This window comes from Streptococcus sp. HMSC057G03 (assembly GCF_001808745.1).
Lineage (GTDB): Bacteria > Bacillota > Bacilli > Lactobacillales > Streptococcaceae > Streptococcus > Streptococcus parasanguinis_Z.
Map to the genome: position 1 here is coordinate 20,145 of NZ_KV794418.1, position 19,119 is coordinate 39,263.

At 42.1% G+C, this 19,119-nt stretch carries 19 protein-coding genes; 3 read left to right on the plus strand and 16 right to left on the minus strand.

Annotated elements, in window-relative coordinates; genetic code table 11:
- Window positions 1-60: 60 nt before the first annotated feature.
- From HMPREF2686_RS02085 to HMPREF2686_RS02130, 10 genes are all read right to left on the minus strand, one after another.
- Window positions 61-984, minus strand: coding sequence for an aspartate carbamoyltransferase catalytic subunit (locus HMPREF2686_RS02085; protein ID WP_003007497.1), 924 nt, complete (start codon window positions 982-984; stop codon window positions 61-63).
- Between the two features lie 40 nt (window positions 985-1,024).
- Complete coding sequence (gene pyrR, locus HMPREF2686_RS02090; protein ID WP_003001719.1) at window positions 1,025-1,543, minus strand: bifunctional pyr operon transcriptional regulator/uracil phosphoribosyltransferase PyrR; 519 nt, start codon at window positions 1,541-1,543, stop codon at window positions 1,025-1,027.
- Window positions 1,544-1,805: 262 nt separating this feature from the next.
- Window positions 1,806-2,441, minus strand: coding sequence for a Pr6Pr family membrane protein (locus tag HMPREF2686_RS02095; RefSeq protein WP_070449031.1), 636 nt, complete (start codon window positions 2,439-2,441; stop codon window positions 1,806-1,808).
- Between the two features lie 44 nt (window positions 2,442-2,485).
- A complete protein-coding gene (locus tag HMPREF2686_RS02100; protein WP_003016288.1) occupies window positions 2,486-2,821 on the minus strand; it encodes a zinc ribbon domain-containing protein YjdM in 336 nt (111 codons plus the stop codon).
- A 127-nt stretch (window positions 2,822-2,948) separates the two neighbouring features.
- Complete coding sequence (locus tag HMPREF2686_RS02105) at window positions 2,949-3,701, minus strand: HAD family hydrolase (protein WP_070449033.1); 753 nt, start codon at window positions 3,699-3,701, stop codon at window positions 2,949-2,951.
- Entirely contained in the window at window positions 3,676-4,080 is a 405-nt protein-coding gene (locus HMPREF2686_RS02110) for a PaaI family thioesterase (protein WP_003016342.1), read from the minus strand. Before HMPREF2686_RS02110 ends, HMPREF2686_RS02105 begins: the two co-directional genes overlap by 26 nt.
- A gap of 84 nt (window positions 4,081-4,164) precedes the next feature.
- Window positions 4,165-4,833: a hypothetical protein gene (locus HMPREF2686_RS10620; RefSeq protein WP_261673665.1), complete on the minus strand. Its 669-nt coding sequence runs from the start codon at window positions 4,831-4,833 to the stop codon at window positions 4,165-4,167.
- A 432-nt stretch (window positions 4,834-5,265) separates the two neighbouring features.
- Complete coding sequence (locus tag HMPREF2686_RS02120) at window positions 5,266-5,970, minus strand: ATP-binding cassette domain-containing protein (RefSeq protein WP_070449037.1); 705 nt, start codon at window positions 5,968-5,970, stop codon at window positions 5,266-5,268.
- A 291-nt stretch (window positions 5,971-6,261) separates the two neighbouring features.
- A complete protein-coding gene (locus HMPREF2686_RS02125) occupies window positions 6,262-6,729 on the minus strand; it encodes an 8-oxo-dGTP diphosphatase (RefSeq protein ID WP_173020169.1) in 468 nt (155 codons plus the stop codon).
- A gap of 23 nt (window positions 6,730-6,752) precedes the next feature.
- On the minus strand, window positions 6,753-7,187 hold the full coding sequence (locus HMPREF2686_RS02130; protein WP_261673666.1) for a hypothetical protein: 435 nt from the start codon (window positions 7,185-7,187) through the stop codon (window positions 6,753-6,755).
- A gap of 210 nt (window positions 7,188-7,397) precedes the next feature.
- Here HMPREF2686_RS02130 and HMPREF2686_RS10505 point away from each other — a divergent pair, with 210 nt between their 5' ends.
- Window positions 7,398-7,571 (plus strand): hypothetical protein, encoded by a 174-nt coding sequence (locus HMPREF2686_RS10505; RefSeq protein ID WP_186822854.1) that lies wholly within the window; start codon window positions 7,398-7,400, stop codon window positions 7,569-7,571.
- Window positions 7,572-7,701: 130 nt separating this feature from the next.
- Here the strand turns inward: HMPREF2686_RS10505 and HMPREF2686_RS02140 are convergent, their stop codons facing one another.
- The 4 genes from HMPREF2686_RS02140 to HMPREF2686_RS02155 all read right to left on the minus strand — a co-directional run bounded on the left by HMPREF2686_RS02140 (window position 7,702) and on the right by HMPREF2686_RS02155 (window position 12,008).
- Complete coding sequence (locus HMPREF2686_RS02140; RefSeq protein WP_070449043.1) at window positions 7,702-8,325, minus strand: NAD(P)H-dependent oxidoreductase; 624 nt, start codon at window positions 8,323-8,325, stop codon at window positions 7,702-7,704.
- Between the two features lie 93 nt (window positions 8,326-8,418).
- On the minus strand, window positions 8,419-8,916 hold the full coding sequence (locus tag HMPREF2686_RS02145; protein ID WP_070449045.1) for a GNAT family N-acetyltransferase: 498 nt from the start codon (window positions 8,914-8,916) through the stop codon (window positions 8,419-8,421).
- Between the two features lie 13 nt (window positions 8,917-8,929).
- Window positions 8,930-10,918 carry an excinuclease ABC subunit UvrB gene (gene uvrB / locus HMPREF2686_RS02150; RefSeq protein ID WP_070449047.1) on the minus strand — a complete coding sequence of 663 codons (1,989 nt, stop codon included), beginning with the start codon at window positions 10,916-10,918 and terminating at the stop codon, window positions 8,930-8,932.
- Between the two features lie 133 nt (window positions 10,919-11,051).
- Complete coding sequence (locus HMPREF2686_RS02155) at window positions 11,052-12,008, minus strand: CPBP family intramembrane glutamic endopeptidase (protein ID WP_186822855.1); 957 nt, start codon at window positions 12,006-12,008, stop codon at window positions 11,052-11,054.
- A gap of 262 nt (window positions 12,009-12,270) precedes the next feature.
- On the opposite strand from HMPREF2686_RS02155, the gene HMPREF2686_RS02160 reads away from it, so the two are divergent.
- Entirely contained in the window at window positions 12,271-14,454 is a 2,184-nt protein-coding gene (locus HMPREF2686_RS02160; RefSeq protein WP_070449049.1) for an amino acid ABC transporter substrate-binding protein/permease, read from the plus strand.
- Entirely contained in the window at window positions 14,454-15,194 is a 741-nt protein-coding gene (locus HMPREF2686_RS02165; RefSeq protein WP_003007564.1) for an amino acid ABC transporter ATP-binding protein, read from the plus strand. The genes HMPREF2686_RS02160 and HMPREF2686_RS02165 overlap by 1 nt, the downstream gene beginning before the upstream one ends.
- Before the next feature lie 242 nt (window positions 15,195-15,436).
- Here the strand turns inward: HMPREF2686_RS02165 and HMPREF2686_RS02170 are convergent, their stop codons facing one another.
- Window positions 15,437-17,179 carry an ABC transporter ATP-binding protein gene (locus HMPREF2686_RS02170; RefSeq protein WP_024055544.1) on the minus strand — a complete coding sequence of 581 codons (1,743 nt, stop codon included), beginning with the start codon at window positions 17,177-17,179 and terminating at the stop codon, window positions 15,437-15,439.
- On the minus strand, window positions 17,176-18,903 hold the full coding sequence (locus HMPREF2686_RS02175) for an ABC transporter ATP-binding protein (RefSeq protein ID WP_070449051.1): 1,728 nt from the start codon (window positions 18,901-18,903) through the stop codon (window positions 17,176-17,178). The genes HMPREF2686_RS02170 and HMPREF2686_RS02175 overlap by 4 nt, the downstream gene beginning before the upstream one ends.
- Window positions 18,904-19,119 lie beyond the last annotated feature (216 nt).

Below are 19,119 nucleotides of genomic sequence, written 5' to 3' on the forward strand. Positions count from 1 at the left end.
GATTCCATGTAGCTCTCTACTCTGTCCTCTTTCTTTCCTTTCAATGAATTATCAGTTATCTTATTTTGCTCCGCGACCTTTAAGGACGGCTTCAATGATGGCCATACGGACAAAGACACCATTGGTCATTTGTTCTACGATACGTGATTTAGGAGCTTCTACCAAGTGGTCCGCAATTTCAACGTCACGGTTCACTGGTGCTGGGTGCATCAAGATCGCAGTATCTTTCATACGGTCATAACGTTCTTGTGTCAAACCATGAAGACGGTGGTAGTTTTCTTTAGAGAAGAGTGATTCGTAATCATGACGTTCGTGTTGCACACGCAAGAACATCATCACATCTACTTCTTCAATGACTTCATCGATAGTGACGAAGGTTCCATAGTCTTCAAATTCCGCACTTCTCCATTCGTCTGGACCTGCAAAGTAGAGGGTTGCTCCCAAACGTTTCAAGATTTGCATATTTGATTTTGCTACACGTGAGTGATCCAAGTCCCCAGCGATACAAACTTTCAAGCCATCAAAGTGACCGAATTCTTGGTAGATAGTCATCAAATCAAGCAAGCTTTGGCTTGGGTGTTGACCTGAACCGTCCCCACCATTGACGATAGATGCAGTGATCGTTGGACTTTCAACCAATTCTTTGTAGTAGTCGACTTCAGGGTGACGGATGACACAGACATCTACTCCAAGAGCTGACATGGTTAAGATGGTATCGTAAAGTGTTTCCCCTTTGTTCACAGAGCTTGTCTTTACATCAAAGTCAAGGAGATCACATCCCAATTTCAACTCTGCCACTTCAAAGGCTTTGTGGGTACGAGTTGAAGGTTCAAAGAAAAGGTTCGAGATGATGTGTTGGTCTTCATAGGATGCTTTAGCTCCGTTTTTGAACTCAATCCCACGCTTGATCAAAGCCATTACTTCTTCATTGGTAAGAGTTTCCATTGAGACAAGGTTTTTAAGAGCGATTTGATTTTCAGACATGTTGATTCTCCTTTTATGTTGTGAATGGTTTATTATTTATTTAAGCTTCTTTGATGAGGACGCGGTCTTGGCCGTCTAGCTCCACCATCTCGACAATGATTTCCTCTGACTTACTGGTCGGGATATTTTTCCCAACAAAGTCCGGACGAATCGGCAACTCCCGATGCCCACGGTCGACTAGAACCGCAAGACTTACTCGAGCAGGACGACCGTGACTGACCAGATTATCAATGGCAGCGCGAATCGTGCGACCTGTATAGAGGACATCATCGATCAAGATGACTTCTCTATGAGCGATATCAACTGGTAACACCGTTGTATCTTCTGTTGCCTTCATATCATCTCGGAAAGGCTTGGTATCGAGTTCTGCAACAGGGACATCAATTTGTTCCAGCTGAGAGAGGCGTTCTTGGATCCGGCGAGCAATGTAAACACCGCGCGTCTTGATCCCCACCAGCACAATCTGGCTCAAATCTTTGTTTCGTTCAATGATTTCGTAGGTGATGCGGGTAATGGCCCGTTTCATCGTCAAATCATCAACGACTTCTTTGGTTTTCATTCAGTCCTCCTTAGTTGTAAAAGAAAAACCTCCTTTTTCAAGGAGGTTCAGCAAATGAATGGTCTAAGAGGATAGAGTCTCGCCCTATGGTCCTAGCCATTGTTTTTCACAGTCTCCTTGCCTGCCTCACGGGACAGGATTAAAGGATTTATTTAATTGAGATAACTATATCACAGTTTCAAACGACATGCAAGAAAAAACTCAACATTTTTCAAAAAAATTTAAAAACATGACTTTTCGTCCGAATAATGTTCGGTTTTTACTAAGAAACAGCCGATTTCCGCTTGATATTTTTAATCCCATAAAGCACATAGCCAGCCAAGAGGTAAGCGATAAAGATGATCACCACCCATTTTCCAACAAAGGCCCAGCCGTATTTATTAACATTGATAAAGAAATAGGCAAAGGGACTATCTTTTGCACCTGGAATTGGCCACTTCAAGACCAAACCATTGAGAAGAGCAAAGAGCATGTAAGCTAGGGGAATCAAGGACCAAAGGAAGGGATCGAGCTTACGGTATTGCTTGGCTTTATCAATCACTAGGGTATCAAAGAAGAACATCAAAGGAACGATGTAATGACAGAGGAAGTTTTCCAAACGATAAAACTTCTCTGGTGTCGCAAGAGGCGCCAACATAAAGTGGTAGATGACACAGGTGATCATAATGGACATGGTTACGGCGCCTTTCATACGAAGGTAACCCTGAGTCTGGGTCGAACGACCTCGAACCATGCGCCAAACCATGTCTCCCATAAAGAACATGACCAACATGTTGGATAAAATGGTGTAATAGAGCATCATGCCAAAGCCACCATGCTTGGTCAGTTGCAGATAAACGCCGAGTACACTTAAGATAAACAATAGAAAACGATAGCTAAATAATAGTTTGAATTTCATAGTATTCTCCTGAAAGAAAAGGGGCTAGGCCCTTCCTCTTATCTTTAGATTTTCTTCACAAATTCTGATTTGAGTTTCATTGCACCAAAGCCATCAATCTTACAATCGATGTTGTGGTCTCCTTCCACGATACGGATATTTTTCACGCGCGTACCTTGTTTCAAATCTTTCGGTGCACCCTTAACTTTCAAATCTTTGATCAAGGTCACCGTATCGCCATCAGCCAATTTGTTTCCGTTGGCGTCAATCGCTACAACACCCTCTTCTTCTTCGACCTCAGCTGGGTTCCATTCATACGCACACTCTGGGCATACCAAGAGCGCTCCATCTTCATAGACGTATTCAGAGTTACATTTTGGACAGTTTGGTAAGTTATTCATTTTTATCTCCTTATTCAAATTAACTTTCATAGTATACCATGAAAGCGAAAATTTGACAAATCCTGTTCCACTGTAGCATTTTCAAGAAAAAAGGAGGCGACTTGGCCTCCCTACATGGATGATATTTTCAATCTTCCTGCAATTCTTGAATGTCTCGAATCACGCGCACACCTGCTTGATTCTTCTCGCGCAGTTCAGCTTCAGAGTAGGGGAAGGTATTGATCAAGATACTCTCCATCCCGATACTTCGGGCAACAGCGACATCTGTCGTAAAGTCATTCCCCACCATGACCGTTTTCTCAGGGTTCAACTGGTGTTCTTTGATGACTTCCAAGAGGAACTCTGACTGAGGTTTACGAATACCTGCGTCAGACGACAAGTAAATGGCATGGAAAAGATCTCTCAAACCAACCAAATCAATCTCCGGATTTGTAAAATCTGCTTGGGCATTGGATAAGAGAAAGATCCGGCAACCTGCAGCTTTCATATCCTCTAATACTTCTTTCGTATGAGGATAAAGCTCCAACCGCTTGCGAGAAAGGACACGGAAAGTCCGCGCAATCAAACGCCCCCACTCTTTGAGGCGGGCAACACTATCCCCACTTGGATGACCTTCTAAATACAATTGCACAAAAATAACCGTTAGATCAATCTCTGGGAAGGCAACTTGTTTTTCCTTAGCCAAGTCTTCTTCGGCTTGTTGCACCAACTCTCTATAACGCAGTCGCAATCCTTCTCCTGTGTAACTTGCCCCGTAGGATTGGTAGATCTGAGCCATGGTATCCCATAAAAAGGGACTCGACTCATCCGTTTCGATGTCGACCAAGGTTCCATAAAAATCAAAAATATAGTTTTTAAATGCGTACTTGTGCGGATTCATCTCTCACTCCCGTAACAAACATCGTAAAGGTTGCCTTGCAGACATTGGCCCCGTCTTGATTGGTAATATCGACATCCACAACTCGAGTCGTCCGTCCACTGTGGACACATTCGCCATGGATCGTGAGGACGTCACCCAGACGCCCTGCTTTCAAGTAATTGATGGAGGATTGCAAGGTCACACCATCAACCCCCTGAGAAACTACGACCAAACCACTGACTTGGTCACACAGAGTAAAGAGATAACCTCCATGCGCATTTCCATAATAATTGAGTGATGATTCCACGACCTTGGTTGTCACCACTACATGGCCATCTCTCATCTTTTCGATTTCATAATTTTCAAATGCAGCAATTGCATCAAAGTGAAAATCTTTCATATTACTTGCCACCTTTTCTAGCATCTTTTCAACTCCTCTATCATACTACAATTAAGGAGTAGATACAAGCAAAGGGGCAATTCCTTAGAAGCAGAAAAGGAGACTCCAACTAAGTAAGAAGACGATACTAGGAACAATATATTTTCTTGGGTGCTTCCAACATTCTCTCTTTAAATTCCATTTTCTTAAAGGGAAATAGATTTCAATCAGTAAGTGAAAAACAGCTTCAACTACTGCTAGAATCATCACTCCTAGTAAAAATAGGATCCCCAAGTCAGGCATGACCACCATTTTTAATAAAAAAGCAACAAATAGATTCACAGATAGGAAATAGGTCAGCAATACACGGTAATACATCAGGTAAAAGAACAGACTCTTAGGAAGAGACTTAACATGATCGATCAAATCTTTATCAGCGGAAATGAGAGTGGTTAATGGCGTATTGACAGAAGCAATCGTTAACAGGATGATGATTTTTAATGGAGCCTCATAATCCTGTATCAGAATGAGAAGGAGGAAGATGAGAGTAAAGACAAAATTGATGGAAAAATAGCGCTCTTGAAATAAGGAAATCCAAAAATAATTGCCACTTCTTCTCTTTGCGACGAGCAACTGATCATTTTTTGAAATCGCGACCAGGTCCTCATTTTTAAAAATTAAGACAGCAAGGAGGACTGACAGTAAGATCATATAGGACACTTGTTGGACCCATAAGGAAGATGCTGTAAGAACAGTCATTACAAAAATGAGCACCCCTCCTAGAAAACTAGGCCTTGTATTGAACTGGATAAAGACATAAAACACACTTAGTATCACTAGGAAAGATAGGAGGACAAGCTTAAAGGATTGTAGCAGGTCTAACCTGACTCCCAAAAAGAGGATCAATAACAGCACGCGCTCCAACAAATTGAGAAGAAAGGTGACCGTCAGAAAAGACCTTTTAAAACGATTGAGAGACAGGGGAAGCTGGTAGTAGGCCTGGACCCTGTCCATCGAAAAATAGGAATAGAGCAACTGAAAGGTTGATAGAGCAGTAACAATAGCCGTACTGATCAGCAAGACTTGAAAGCTCGTAGAAAATTTTGCCCCAACAAGATGGTAATAAAGAGCAAAGGCTAAGGAAGTTAAGAACAAGAAGAGCCGATTTTTGGACACCAAATCTCTAAAAATTGCTAGTAGCATGCTCTACCCCCTTTGACGATTGACGTCATGAAACCAATCTTCTAAATTCGATTCGATCGCGTCTAGGTGACCATCTTCAATAGAATAAGCTGTGTCACACACCCGAACGATACTCTCTGCGATATGCGAACTCATCAGAATAGAGCCTTCTTCCTTATACTGCAATAGCAAACCATATAGAAATTCTGTCGCATCAAAATCTAGGCCATCAAATGGTTCGTCCAAAATAAGGAGGGGAGGTTTGAGATAAAAAGCTGTGATCAAGAAGACTTTCTTCTTATTTCCCGTTGACAAACTACCGATATCGGTGTTGAGAAACTCTTCAAAATGAAAGCTTGAAATCAAGTCCTGCAATAACGTTTCATCTCTCTTTCGATGATACAAACGACAGACAAAATTAAAATAATGAACAAAATCCCAGTTTAAAAAACTATTGTTTTCAGTAAAAACTGTATAGGTACAGCTCTTATAGAAATTCGTATGAAAAGAGGTCGCCTTGTCTTCTATGGTAATAGACTCAACTACATACTGCCGATGATCAAAGACACTACTTAAAGCTTTTAGCAAGGTTGTCTTCCCTGCTCCATTTCGACCAATCAACCCGACTACAGAATGATTGGGTACAAACAAATTCGTATCTTTTATAATGGGCTTGTCTTTTTTATACCAAACATTTAGCCCCTTGATGTTTAAACACTCACTCTTCATCGACGCACTCCTTTATAAAGGTAATAAGCCCCAACCAAAAGCAACAGCAAAGCGTATAACCATTCCTTTTGAAAGGCAAAGACTAAGGCACCGATCAAGAAGCAAATTCCTATTAGAATTCTAAATTGTAATTTCATATCTTGCCTTCTTTCTATTCACAGTATGAAAGATTACAATTGTATTTTATGCTTATACTATAGTACTTTTTCTGAGCAGATTCAAGCACGAATGGAATATTCTTTCTTCTTTTACCTTTCAAGCAAAAAAAGCTAGATCCCTCTAGCCCTTTGCTTAAAATCTTAATTTTTCCCAATCATCGTCTGTTCGTTTACGATAATAGTACTCGGACAAATCTGGGTCTTCCATCACTTCCAGCAGAGGAAGCATATCGTAGGATAAATCCAACTTTTCTAATTGATCCTTCTCAACCCAATAAACTTCTCCTTCTTCAGACGATCTTAGCTGGCCTGTAAATTCTGTCGCTTTGTAGCAAAAGACGATGTAGCGGCCGCCCTCATCTTGTGGCCAGTCTTTGACTGCGACCAGTTTTGGATTTGTAATTGTAAGTCCTGTCTCTTCGTAGATTTCACGAATGACGGATTCTACAAGGCTTTCTCCTTCTTCGATATGGCCACCTGGAAAAGCATAGCCAGCCCAGTGAGTCTTTTCAGGTGAGCGGTATTGGAGGACTACTTTCCCATTTTCAAGATCTTCGACCATGCAAAGATTGCACAGTATAGTAGGCGTTGTACGTGACATATATTTCCTTTCTATCATGTAATTCATTCATCAAAATAAACTTTTTTCTTTATCTCCTTATTCATCACAAAGGGATTCACCAACTCATGGTATTCATCAAAAATATCCAAAAGAAAGCCTCTCTCAAAGACAATTGACTTCTCTTTTAAATAATACTCCGAGTGAATCGTTACCAGACCATGACCATCAAAGGTAAAGAAAAACACAATGAATAATACTAGGATCAGGCTAGCAAAGAAACTAAACAGTAGCCCCACTACATTCTTCCAATTGACTGCGTGAGTTCGATAGAAGCGATACCAGATGTGACAAAAAATCGTCACTGCTCCAAGATACAGCCAGGGATTCCAAAGAAGTGGCGTAAATGCGTAGCCAAACAATTCTAAAAGGAAGTTGGCAAACACGAAAAGTAAAAGAATAAGATACACAATCCTAAACAGGTACAAATACTTTCCCATAATTGACCTCTCCTATGTAAACATTGGTTTGAGTTTAAGATAAAACGAATAGCGTGCTCCCCTTAAATAATAATTAACAGAATATGGACTGCTAACCGTAGCCAATGATCAATTAAAGGTGTATCCGGATCACTATTTTTACTATCTAAGAATAGGCTGAGTGATAATAAAAGCAAAAAAAGGGCAATAACAATTTTCAGAGATAGAATCATGCCGCCAAAAACAAAAGAGGCTAAAAATCCAAAAAATGGCAGCGGGGAAAATAAAAATGCCAAAAAACTGAAATACATCTTAATCAATGATAAAACCAATAAACCAAAGACGACAATCTTCGTAAGAATAGAGACCCTTTTACCTTCATTTTTCATTTTTGATAGTGAATAAATGACATAGATCATATAGATAAAAAGTAGCATATTGAATCATTCCTATTTTTATAGATTATATTAATAGTTTAACTAAAACCTATTCCAAATACAACTAAAGACACTAATTAGAACAAACTAACTTTTACTCAGAGTTTTTTCACTTCTGCTGCTACCTTTTGGAGATGGTGTTCCCGCATGCTAGCGGTATTCACATCTCGTCCGACTTCACCCAAGATGCAGACGCGCTTGGTTTTAATCCCACAGTGGTTCAAGACGGCATTCTTCAAAACAGAGATGCCATAACTATCAGGAATGTTGAGAGGGCCTGAAAAGATCTTATACCACCAAGTAGGCGCCATGGAGGTTGCGTAAATACTGGCTGTTTTCCCTTTGAGTAACTTCTTGAATTGCTTGCCTCTCAGATAATTCCAGATAAAACTTCCCTGATCATTAGCAGAGTAGGCAATCCCCGGTGTAAAGACCCGATCGATCCAGCCTTTCATGAGGCTCGGCATACTACTCCACCAGATGGGATAGACAAAGATCAGGTGATCCGCCCACTGGATCCATTCTTGAGAACGAAGGATAAAGGAATCTTCCTCCATCCGCTTTCGATAGCCGTAGCGAAGGACCGGATCAAAGTCCTCATCATTGAGACTGATCACTTTAAGTTCATGGCGACCTGGGTCAATATTTTCGACAATGGTTTGAAAAATAGCCTGACAGTAACTTTCCTTATCAGGATGCCCATTGATTACTAAAATTTTCATTCGTATTCTCCTTCAAGTCTTTTTTTGTTCAATCTCTTTCATTCTTTATACTTGATTAATTGATAATGGCTCAAAGATTGATAGATACGTCTTTTAGGAATTTTTATTTGAAGAACACATCATCCGCAATTCCTTAACAAGTTTTCCAAGTTTAAGTATTTGTTCTTGGCCATCAAAAGTAAAACCCATTTTTTGATAGAAAGCAATGGCTCGCTTATTATCTTTCAATACCCATAAATAAATTTCAGAGAAATGATCGAGAGCAACAAATGCCGCATGCATTAACTGTTTACTCACACCTTTTCCATAGTAATCTTTTAAAACATATAAGGCAATGATTTCACCAGCTTGAATGGTCTCATCACGGTAATTTCCATAGCTGATAAATCCAACGACCTTCTTTCCATCCATCGCAATCAAGGTATTTTCTGGATATTTTTGACCAAAGAATCGACATTTTTCTAATGTCATCGTCTCCTGAAAATCCGCGGGTAAAAGATCGTCATAAGCCTCTCTCCACGTTTGCCAATGAACGAGAGATTTTCCTTCTATCTCTTCAGGAGTTTCCATTGCTTTAATGATAATCTTCATTCTTCCCTCCTATCTAATCCAAAGCCTTGACTTCCAACATCATATCACGGATTTGCGCTGCCAATTCGAAATCAAGCACTTCGACGGCTTCTTGCATTTGGCCTTGCAGTTTCTTGACCAGTTCCTTACGCTCTTGGCGGTTGAGACTGGTGATATCCACTTCCTTGTCCTCTTCTTTGGCCACCGCCTTGGTAACAGAGATGAGATCACGGATTTCCTTTTTAATGGTTTGTGGCACAATGCCATGCTCTTCATTATAGGCCATCTGAATCTGACGACGGCGGGCCGTTTCATCGATGGCTTTTTGCATAGACTGGGTCATGGTGTCCGCATACATAATCACATGTCCCTCACTATTACGGGCAGCACGCCCGATGGTCTGGATCAGTCCACGCTCATTACGAAGGAAACCTTCCTTGTCCGCATCGAGAATGGCCACCAGACTAACTTCTGGTACGTCAATCCCTTCGCGAAGGAGGTTGATACCGACCAAGACATCAAAGACACCCAGACGCAAATCACGGATAATTTCCGTCCGCTCCAAGGTCTTAATATCCGAGTGCATGTATTTGACCTTGACACCCATTTCTTTAAAGTAGTCGGTCAAGTCTTCTGCCATCTTCTTGGTCAAGGTGGTGACAAAGGTCCGCTCTCCACGTTCTACACGCGCATTGATCTCACCCAAGAGATCGTCCATTTGACCCATGGTCGGACGCACTTCCACCTCGGGATCGAGTAGGCCTGTCGGACGAATGATCTGCTCGATGACAGTATCCGTTTGTTCCATCTCATAATCACCCGGTGTCGCTGACACATAGACAATCTGGTGGACATGACTTTCAAACTCCTCCCGACGCAGTGGCCGGTTATCCAAGGCAGACGGCAAACGGAAACCATAGTTGACTAGCATTTCCTTGCGCGAGCGGTCTCCATTGTACATGCCCTTGATCTGTCCCATGGTCATGTGGCTTTCATCGATCATAATGAGAAAATCTTCTGGGAAAAAGTCAAGAAGAGTGTAAGGTGGCTCTCCCTCACTCCGTCCATCCATGTGACGGGAGTAGTTTTCGACCCCATTGGTGTAGCCCATCTCCCGTAGCATTTCAATATCGTACTCAGTACGTTGTTTCAGGCGTTGAGCTTCCAAAAGCTTGCCTTCTTTTTCAAAGACTTTTAACTGCTCTTCTAGTTCCGCTTGAATCTTGGCAATGGCCACTTCCATATGGTCGTCGTTGGTCACGAAGTGAGTGGCTGGGAAAATGGCTAAGTGGTCCACATCTCCTAGAACTTGGCCCGTCAGAGCTTCAATCTCACGAATCCGCTCAATCTCGTCTCCAAAAAACTCAACCCGAAAGGCATGCTCATCACGCGAAGCTGGAAAAATCTCCACCACGTCCCCACGAACACGGAATTTGCCCCGTTGAAAGTCGATGTCATTGCGCTCAAACTGGATATCCACCAGGTCATTGAGCAGTTTATCACGAGAAATCTCCAGACCTGGACGCAGACTCACCACGCTATCGGCATATTCCTTCGGCGAACCCAAACCATAAATACAAGAGACGGAAGCTACAACGATGACATCGTTACGCTCCAACAAAGCTGAGGTTGCGGAGTGACGAAGCTTGTCAATCTCATCATTAACTGAGCTATCTTTTTCGATATAGGTATCGCTCGATGGTACATAGGCTTCTGGCTGGTAGTAATCATAGTAAGATACGAAGTACTCGACGGTATTTTCAGGGAAAAATTCCTTGAACTCTCCATAGAGCTGGCCTGCTAGGGTTTTATTGTGGGCGATGACCAAGGTCGGTTTATTGACTTGGGCAATGACCTGGCTCATGGTATAGGTCTTCCCCGTACCAGTCGCTCCCATCAGGATTTGCGCCTTCTCACCACCCTCGATGTTATCCACCAACTGTTCAATGGCCTGCGGTTGATCCCCAGACGGTTGGTATTTCGATACTAGTTTAAATTTGTTATCTGTTACTCGATTAATCATACTTTCTTCCTTTGATTATACTTCCCTTATTTTACCACAATAGACGATATTTCTCTGACTTTTGAGGAGAGAATCCTCACATAGAAAAAGACCAGGCTCAAGTTCCGGTCTTCATATTCATCATCATTTCCTGTCAGTCATGACACACTTGTTCATTATCAACTCTTTCTTTCCTTTCCCCTAAGAGATAGACAATCACTAGGGATACAAGAAGAACCAGGGTTGTGATGATTGATCCTTCTGCTCCAAATGCCCCTCCGGTCAACCAGTCAGGTCCATCTCCCATGGTAAAGCTAAAGATAGACGCATCTGCGCCCGTACCACTGACTTGAAAACCAAGGAGATTTCCTTGTACATAGTTCCAAGTGCCGTGTTGGGCGACCACTAGCCAGATACTATCCGTATAGATAAAAAGCAGACCAGCCAGCACTCCATCGAGGATGATATTCAGAACGGATAAGAAGGTCACTCCTGCATTTCCCATATGCAGAATGCCAAAGAGACTACTAGAAATCGCGATCGCTAAAGGCAGATTAGTTCTTGCAGCAATCCGAGTCAGAAGCCAACCTCGCGTCGCTACTTCTTCCGTCCCCCCTTGCAGAAGCCAAAATGGAAATAATCCTAGGATAAAAAGCAAGGGCTCTAAACTGAGCTCATTTAACACAAAAGACCCGATGCCACTTACTTGGTAGACAAGCGCGATCACTCCCATTTGAATAAGTGAAATCACGATCCCCCAGACTAGATACTTGAGCCAATTTCTTTTTACAAAGCCTAAGCTTGATAAAGTATTCTTCTCTATGACCTTCACCCAAAAAATAAAGAGAAATAGTATGATTACAAAACTGAAAAGCTCATAATAGAGAAGATAATGGTAGAAAAATTCTTGAATACTTGCTGTCCCATTTCCTGGTGAAAAGAACTCCGCCAGAAAACCTATCACTAAGGAAAATGGTCCCACCAATTCACTACTAAGCCATAGTCCCCCTTCTATAAAGAAGGAGGCTAAAAATACATAGAATAGTGTAGAAATAAGAACTGGCATAGATGTGTTTGTTTTTATATCCTGAATGATCTTTCCTTTCTTCATGATCAACCTCCATTTATCTAATAGGTCCATTGTAGCAAAGAAAATCAAGAGCTGCAATATCGTTTCATGTCAGAAAACCTAACATGACGACTCGATTTTTCTTGCAAAGTAAAGTCTTTTCTGATATAATAGCTTCTGTAGAAAAACATAAGACCATTCATACTCGTTTTGGTATGAATGATTTGTTTTTTTAAGGCCATCCTTTGGTCAATGTGCTCATGGGTCAAATACCCAAAGAGAAAAGAATTAAAAGGAGACAGAAATGAAGAAAAAATTACTAGCATGTTTGCTGTTCTTATTTCCATTCGTTGCATTCGCTGGTCATGCTCATGCTGAAACGATCAAGGTCGTTTTCGACACAGCTTATGCACCATTTGAATTTAAGGATTCAGATCAAACCTATAAAGGAATTGACGTAGAGATCTTGGACAAGGTCGCTGAAATCAATGGCTGGGATTTGGACAAATCCTTCCCAGGATTTGATGCAGCGGTCAATGCAGTTCAAGCTGGTCAAGCAGATGCCATCATGGCCGGTATGACCAAAACAACAGAACGTGAAAAAGTCTTCACCATGTCTGATACTTACTACGATACAAAAGTTGTCATCGCGACTACGAAAGCCGATAAAATCACGAAGTACAGCCAATTAAAAGGGAAGACAGTCGGTGTTAAAAACGGAACTGCAGCCCAACGCTTCCTCGATAAAAACAAGGACAAGTACGGCTACAAGATCAAGACTTTTGATACCGGTGATCTCATGTATAACAGTTTATCAGCTGGTGCAGTGGATGCAGTCATGGATGACCAACCTGTTATTCAATACGCCATCCAAAAGGGTCAGGACCTAGCTATCAATATGGACGGGGAAGCAGTCGGTGGCTTTGCCTTTGGTGTTAAAAAAGGTGGAAATCATGAAAAGTTGATCACTGAATTTAACAAGGCTCTCGCTCAAATGAAAGCTGATGGAACACTTGATGAGATCATCAAGAAATGGACAGGTGAAAGTCAATCATCAAGTAACAGTGCTGTTCCAGAAACCACCACTCCTGCTGGTCAAAAAGCAACTCCTAAAAAATCAAAATATAGCATTTCAAGTGACTCATCTTTTGCACCATTTGTCTTCCAAAATGGAAAAAATAAATACACAGGGATTGATATGGACTTGATCAAGGCTATTGCCAAAGACCAAGGATTTACTATCGAGATTGACAATCCTGGATTTGATGCTGCGGTAAGTGATGTCCAGTCCGGTCATGCGCAAGGAATGATCGCAGGGATGACTGTGACAGATGCTCGGAAAGAAACATTTGATTTTTCTGAACCATACTACACGGCCAATTCTATTCTAGCCGTTCAAGAAAGTAGCAAGATTGATTCTTATGATGACCTTAAAGGAAAGACAGTCGGTGTTAAAAACGGTACTTCCTCACAAAACTTCCTTGAAGAGAACCAAAAGAAATATGGTTACAAGATCAAAACATTCTCTGACGGAGCTTCTATGTATGACAGTTTGAATTCTGGTTCTGTTGCAGCGATCATGGATGACGAACCTGTTATCAAATACGCTATTAAACAAGGACGCAAATTCAAAACACCTATCGAAGGAACTCCAAGTGGTCAACTAGCATTTGCCGTTAAAAAAGGTGAAAATCCTGAATTGATCGAAATGTTCAATAACGGTCTTGCAAACTTGAAGAAAAGTGGTCAATACCAAAAGATTCTCGATAAATATCTTAAAGCAGATAGCAAATCAAGTACTTCAAGTACAGCCGTAGATGAAACAACGATCTTGGGCTTGCTTCAAAATAACTACAAACAATTGTTAAGTGGTTTGGGTGTCACTCTTGCCCTTGCACTTCTCTCTTTTGCCATTGCTATGGTGATCGGTGTTATCTTTGGGATGTTTAGTGTTAGCCCTTATAAATGGCTCCGCTGGACTGCTGAGATCTTTGTCGATGTTATTCGTGGGATCCCACTCATGATCCTCGCCGCCTTCATCTTCTGGGGAATTCCAAACTTGATTGAATCGATCACAGGTCACCAATCCCCAATCAACGACTTTGTCGCAGGTACCATTGCCCTCTCTCTCAATGCTGCTGCCTATATCGCAGAAATTGTCCGTGGGGGGATCCAAGCTGTACCGATTGGACAGATGGAAGCCAGCCGAAGCCTTGGGATCTCTTATGGCAAGACCATGCGCAAGATCATCTTGCCACAAGCAACCAAACTCATGCTTCCAAACTTTGTTAACCAATTCGTCATTGCCCTGAAAGATACAACTATTGTGTCTGCGATCGGATTGGTAGAACTCTTCCAAACTGGTAAGATCATCATCGCTCGAAACTACCAAAGTTTCAAGATGTATGCGATCCTTGCCGTCTTCTACCTCGTGATTATCACCTTGCTAACACGATTTGCAAAAAAATTAGAAAAGAAGGTTAACTAATGGCTAAATTAAAAATTGATGTCCATGACCTCCACAAATACTATGGTGAAAATGAGGTCCTAAAAGGAATTTCAACAAAATTCTATGAAGGAGATGTGGTTTGTATTATCGGACCATCCGGTTCAGGTAAATCGACCTTCCTTCGTAGTCTCAATCTCCTCGAAGAAGTTACAAAAGGTCAAATTACAGTTAATGGATATGATCTAACCGATCCAAAAACTAATGTTGATCTAGTCCGTGAAAATATCGGGATGGTTTTCCAACACTTCAACCTCTTCCCTCACATGAGCGTCCTTGAAAACATTATGTTTGCGCCAGTAGAGCACAAACTGATGACTCGCGAGGAAGCTCAAAAAGTCGGGATGGAATTGTTGGAAAAAGTTGGACTCGCAGATAAAGCCGATGCCAATCCAAACAGCCTTTCCGGTGGTCAAAAACAACGTGTGGCTATCGCACGTGGACTTGCCATGAATCCAGATATTATGCTCTTTGACGAACCGACTTCTGCCCTTGACCCTGAGATGGTTGGAGATGTATTGAACGTTATGAAAGAGTTGGCAGAGCAAGGCATGACCATGATCATCGTTACCCACGAGATGGGATTCGCCCGCCAAGTAGCCAACCGCGTCATCTTCACGGCTGATGGTGAATTCCTCGAAGACGGCAAACCAGATCAAATCTTCGACAACCCACAACACCCACGTTTGAAAGAATTCTTGGATAAGGTTCTAAACGTTTAAAAAATAGTGGTTTTTGAAACATCTAGCAATTTTGCTAGATGCTTTTTTTGACGAAAAAAGAGGCTGGGACAAAAGTCCTAGCCTCTCAATTATTTTTGGATTGTAGAGCAAGACGCAGTGGTTGAGTGGGCTCTACTACGCTGATTTCATCAGCTTTTACAGCCCTACTCAACTGTGCGGAGGGGGGACGACGAAATCGAATTCTAACGAATTACCGATTTCTGTCCCACTCTCTTTTCATATTAACTAATCTGTTGCTGAGCTGTCTGCATCTTGTAGTAAACACCTTGCGCTTCCATTAGCTCTTCATGAGTGCCATGCTCAACAATATCGCCATCCACCATGACAAGGATCATATCAGCATTTTGAATAGTCGACAAGCGGTGAGCGATGATGAAGCTGGTCCGTCCCTTCATGAGCTGATTAAAGGCATCTTGAATCAAGACCTCAGTCCGAGTATCGATGGAGGATGTAGCCTCATCTAAGATCAAAATCTTAGGAACTGAAAGGAAAACCCGCGCAATCGTTAAGAGCTGGCGTTGGCCTTGGGACAAAGACTCTCCAGCATCTGAAAGATAGGTATCGTACCCTTGTGGCAACTGCCGAATGAAGAAATCTGCATTGGCTGCTTTGGCTGCTTCTATGACTTCTTCTCTAGTTGCATCTGGACGAGAAAAGGCAATATTTTCATGAATGGTCCCAACCTTGAGCCAGGTTTCTTGCAAAACCATACCAAACTGTTGGCGGTAAGAAGCACGAGTGTAGTCCGTAATTGGCACCCCATCAATCGTGATCTCTCCAGAATTAACAGGGTAGAAACGCATGAGCAGATTAATCAAGGTCGATTTTCCTGCTCCTGTAGGTCCTACAATGGCCACTTTACTGGCAGCTGGAACCTGAATGGTTAAATCTTTGATCAAAGTCCGTCCCAAATCATAGCCAAATGTGACGTGTTCAAAACCAATCGCACCTTTAACATCCTGACTTTCCAGAACCCGTTGCCCTGTCTCTTCGACCTCAGCTTGATCCAAGACGCTATACAAGCGCTCTGCGCAGGCAAGGGCACTTTGGAGTTCTGACAAGACAGAGGAGATATCATTAAAGGGCTTGGTGTATTGATTGACATAATTGAGGAAGGTCACCAATTGACCGACAGTAAAGTGAGATCCCGAAATAATGCGCACCGCACCAAATCCAGCCACTACTGCATAAATCAAGGCATTTACAAAGCGAGTGGCAGGGTTGACAGTTGAAGAATAAAAGACAGCGGATTGGGAATAGTTGGCATAGCTTTCATTCGTCCCCTTAAAAGCCTTACGGAATTGATCCTGAGCATTAAAGGACTGGATCAAACTTTCCTGGGTCAAAGACTCTTCTATCAACTGAGTTTGAAGACCACGCGCCTTGGTCTGCTTTTGGAAAAGCGTATAAGAACGCTTGGCAATAAAACGAGCAATCACCAGGGATAAAGGGGTCAAGACAAGAACCGCCACCATCATAAAGAAATCCAATTCTGCCATGGTCACGATGGTGACAAGAATGGTTAAGAGACCAACAAAGAACTGGTTAAAGACCATCAGAAGACCACTATTGAGTTGCTCTACATCGGTCGTGAGGCGACTGACGAAGTCCCCGCTCCCTTGTTTATCTAGATAAGACAAGGGCAAGCGATGCACTTTTTCCATCACTTCTGCTCTCAGGCTTTGGCTAAACCGATAGACCAATTGATTGTAGAGAAGAGGATTGATCCATTGGATCAAGGTATTGGTCACAATGACCAGAACCATTTGGATCAAAACAGGCCATAAGACTGTCATCCCTAGAGGATTGATGACTAAATCAACCGCATGTCCGATCAGGATCGGTAACCAGACCGTTAAGGCCACTTGAGCAATGGTTCCAAGACTAGCTAGAATCAGGAGCCCGGGATGGTGAGCAAAATCTCTAAACAGACGTTTTACATAACTAGAACGTTTTTGACTCATGCTTCCTCCCTCCCGTGTTGTGAATAATGAATTTCTTGATAAATCTCATTGGTAGACAAAAGGAAATCATGATTTCCTAGTCCTACTTGATGTCCCTTGTTCAAGACCAAAATCTGATCAGCAGACTTGAGACTATTGGTTCGTTGAGATACTAGGATCAAACTCGTATCACTCAATTCTTCTTTTATCGATTTTAAGAGACGTGCTTCCGTCAAATAATCCAAGGCAGAAGTTGAATCATCCAAAATCAAGAAAGGAGCCTTCTTCAAAAGGGCACGCGCAATGGTCAAACGCTGACGTTGCCCACCTGAGAAATTTCGACCAAAGGCTTCCACTGGCTCATCGAGTTGTCCTTCTTTTTCACGGACAAAATCAGCCGCCTGAGCTGTTTCTAGGGCCCACCACAAATCATCATCCGATAGATTTTCTTCCATCCCTAGTAAGAGATTCGAGCGGATAGTCCCTCTAAAGAGCTCTGCCTTCTGTGGGACAAGAGCTACCCACTCCCGCCATTCCTTGAGAGTTCTAGGAGAGTTACCTTGATGATAGAGGGCTAATTTCCCCTGACTAACAGCATACAAATGACTCAATAACTGAACAAGGGTGGACTTCCCAGATCCTGTACCACCGATAATTCCCAGCATCTGTCCATGATCCAGATCAAAGGAAATATCTTCTAAGGCTGGGCTTGAAGCCGTTGGATAAGTGAAAAAAACTTTCTGGGCGCTAATCGCTTCTTGTTCTCTTGCGGTTTCCTCTGTCAAAGCTTCTAGGAGGTCTTCTTCTTTCAAATCAAAGATCTCTTGTACCCGCTTGGCTGAAATATAGCTGACATTTAAAGACGTGACCAGCATAGCCAGTTTGATCAATTCTGTTAAAATTTGTAATAAATAATTGACCAAAGCGACCAACATCCCTTGGGTTAGTAAGCCAGCAGAGATATTCAATTGTCCTTGCCAAATGACACAGACCAAGGTCGTATTGACCACAAGGAAGGTCAAGGGACTCACCAAACTAGACCAGATACCAGCGCGAATTTGCCAGATCTTGTAGTCCTGATTAACCTCTCTAAAGTCCTCTAATTCACTAGACTGTTGTCCAAAGGCCCGAATCACCCGCATCCCTTGAAATTGCTGACGCGTCACCGTGACCATTCGGTCTGTGATTTTCCGAATCTTAGCAAAGAGCGGATTGACAATCCGTGACATGGTAACAATAATCAAGGTTAAAATCGCCACCATCCCCAAGAACCAAAGGGTTAATTTGGGACTGATGGTGAAGGCCATGATGATAGAACCAAAGACAATGATCGGTGCCCTCAAAAAGAGGCGCAAGAATTGGTTGATCCCAACCTGGATTTGATAGGTATCCGAAGTGAGACGGGTTACCAAACTAGAAGTCCCGATCCTATCTCGTTTGTCCTTTGGAAGCGACAAGATCTTCTCATACAAATCCTTGGTCATCTCGCGGGTAAAGCCGACAGCTGCTTTAGAAGAAAAATACTGGGCCGTAATAGCTACGACGACACCAAAGCTCGCAAATAAAAACAAAACACCGACCGTCATCACCACTGCGCTCGTTTCCTTTTTCGGAATGACCTGATCGACTAAGTGGGCGATGATTAAGGGGACACACAATTCAAAAATAGCTTCTAAAAGCTTAAACACGGGCCCTAGAAAAGTTTCCCATAGATAGCCCTTAAAATACTTCAATAATGATTTCATACTACTCGATCTTTTCTAAATAGGATATACCTATTTTACCACAATTTTAACTGACAAAAAAACTCTCCCTGCAGAGCAGAAAAAGTAAGAACGTAGACAAACAGCTCTTTAATATAAATCTATTAACTTCTATAAGTAGAAAATAATTTATTTTGGTAGAGATATTTAATCATCTACTGAAACTTTCCGCAGTGAGAAAAGTGCTAGAAACACTAT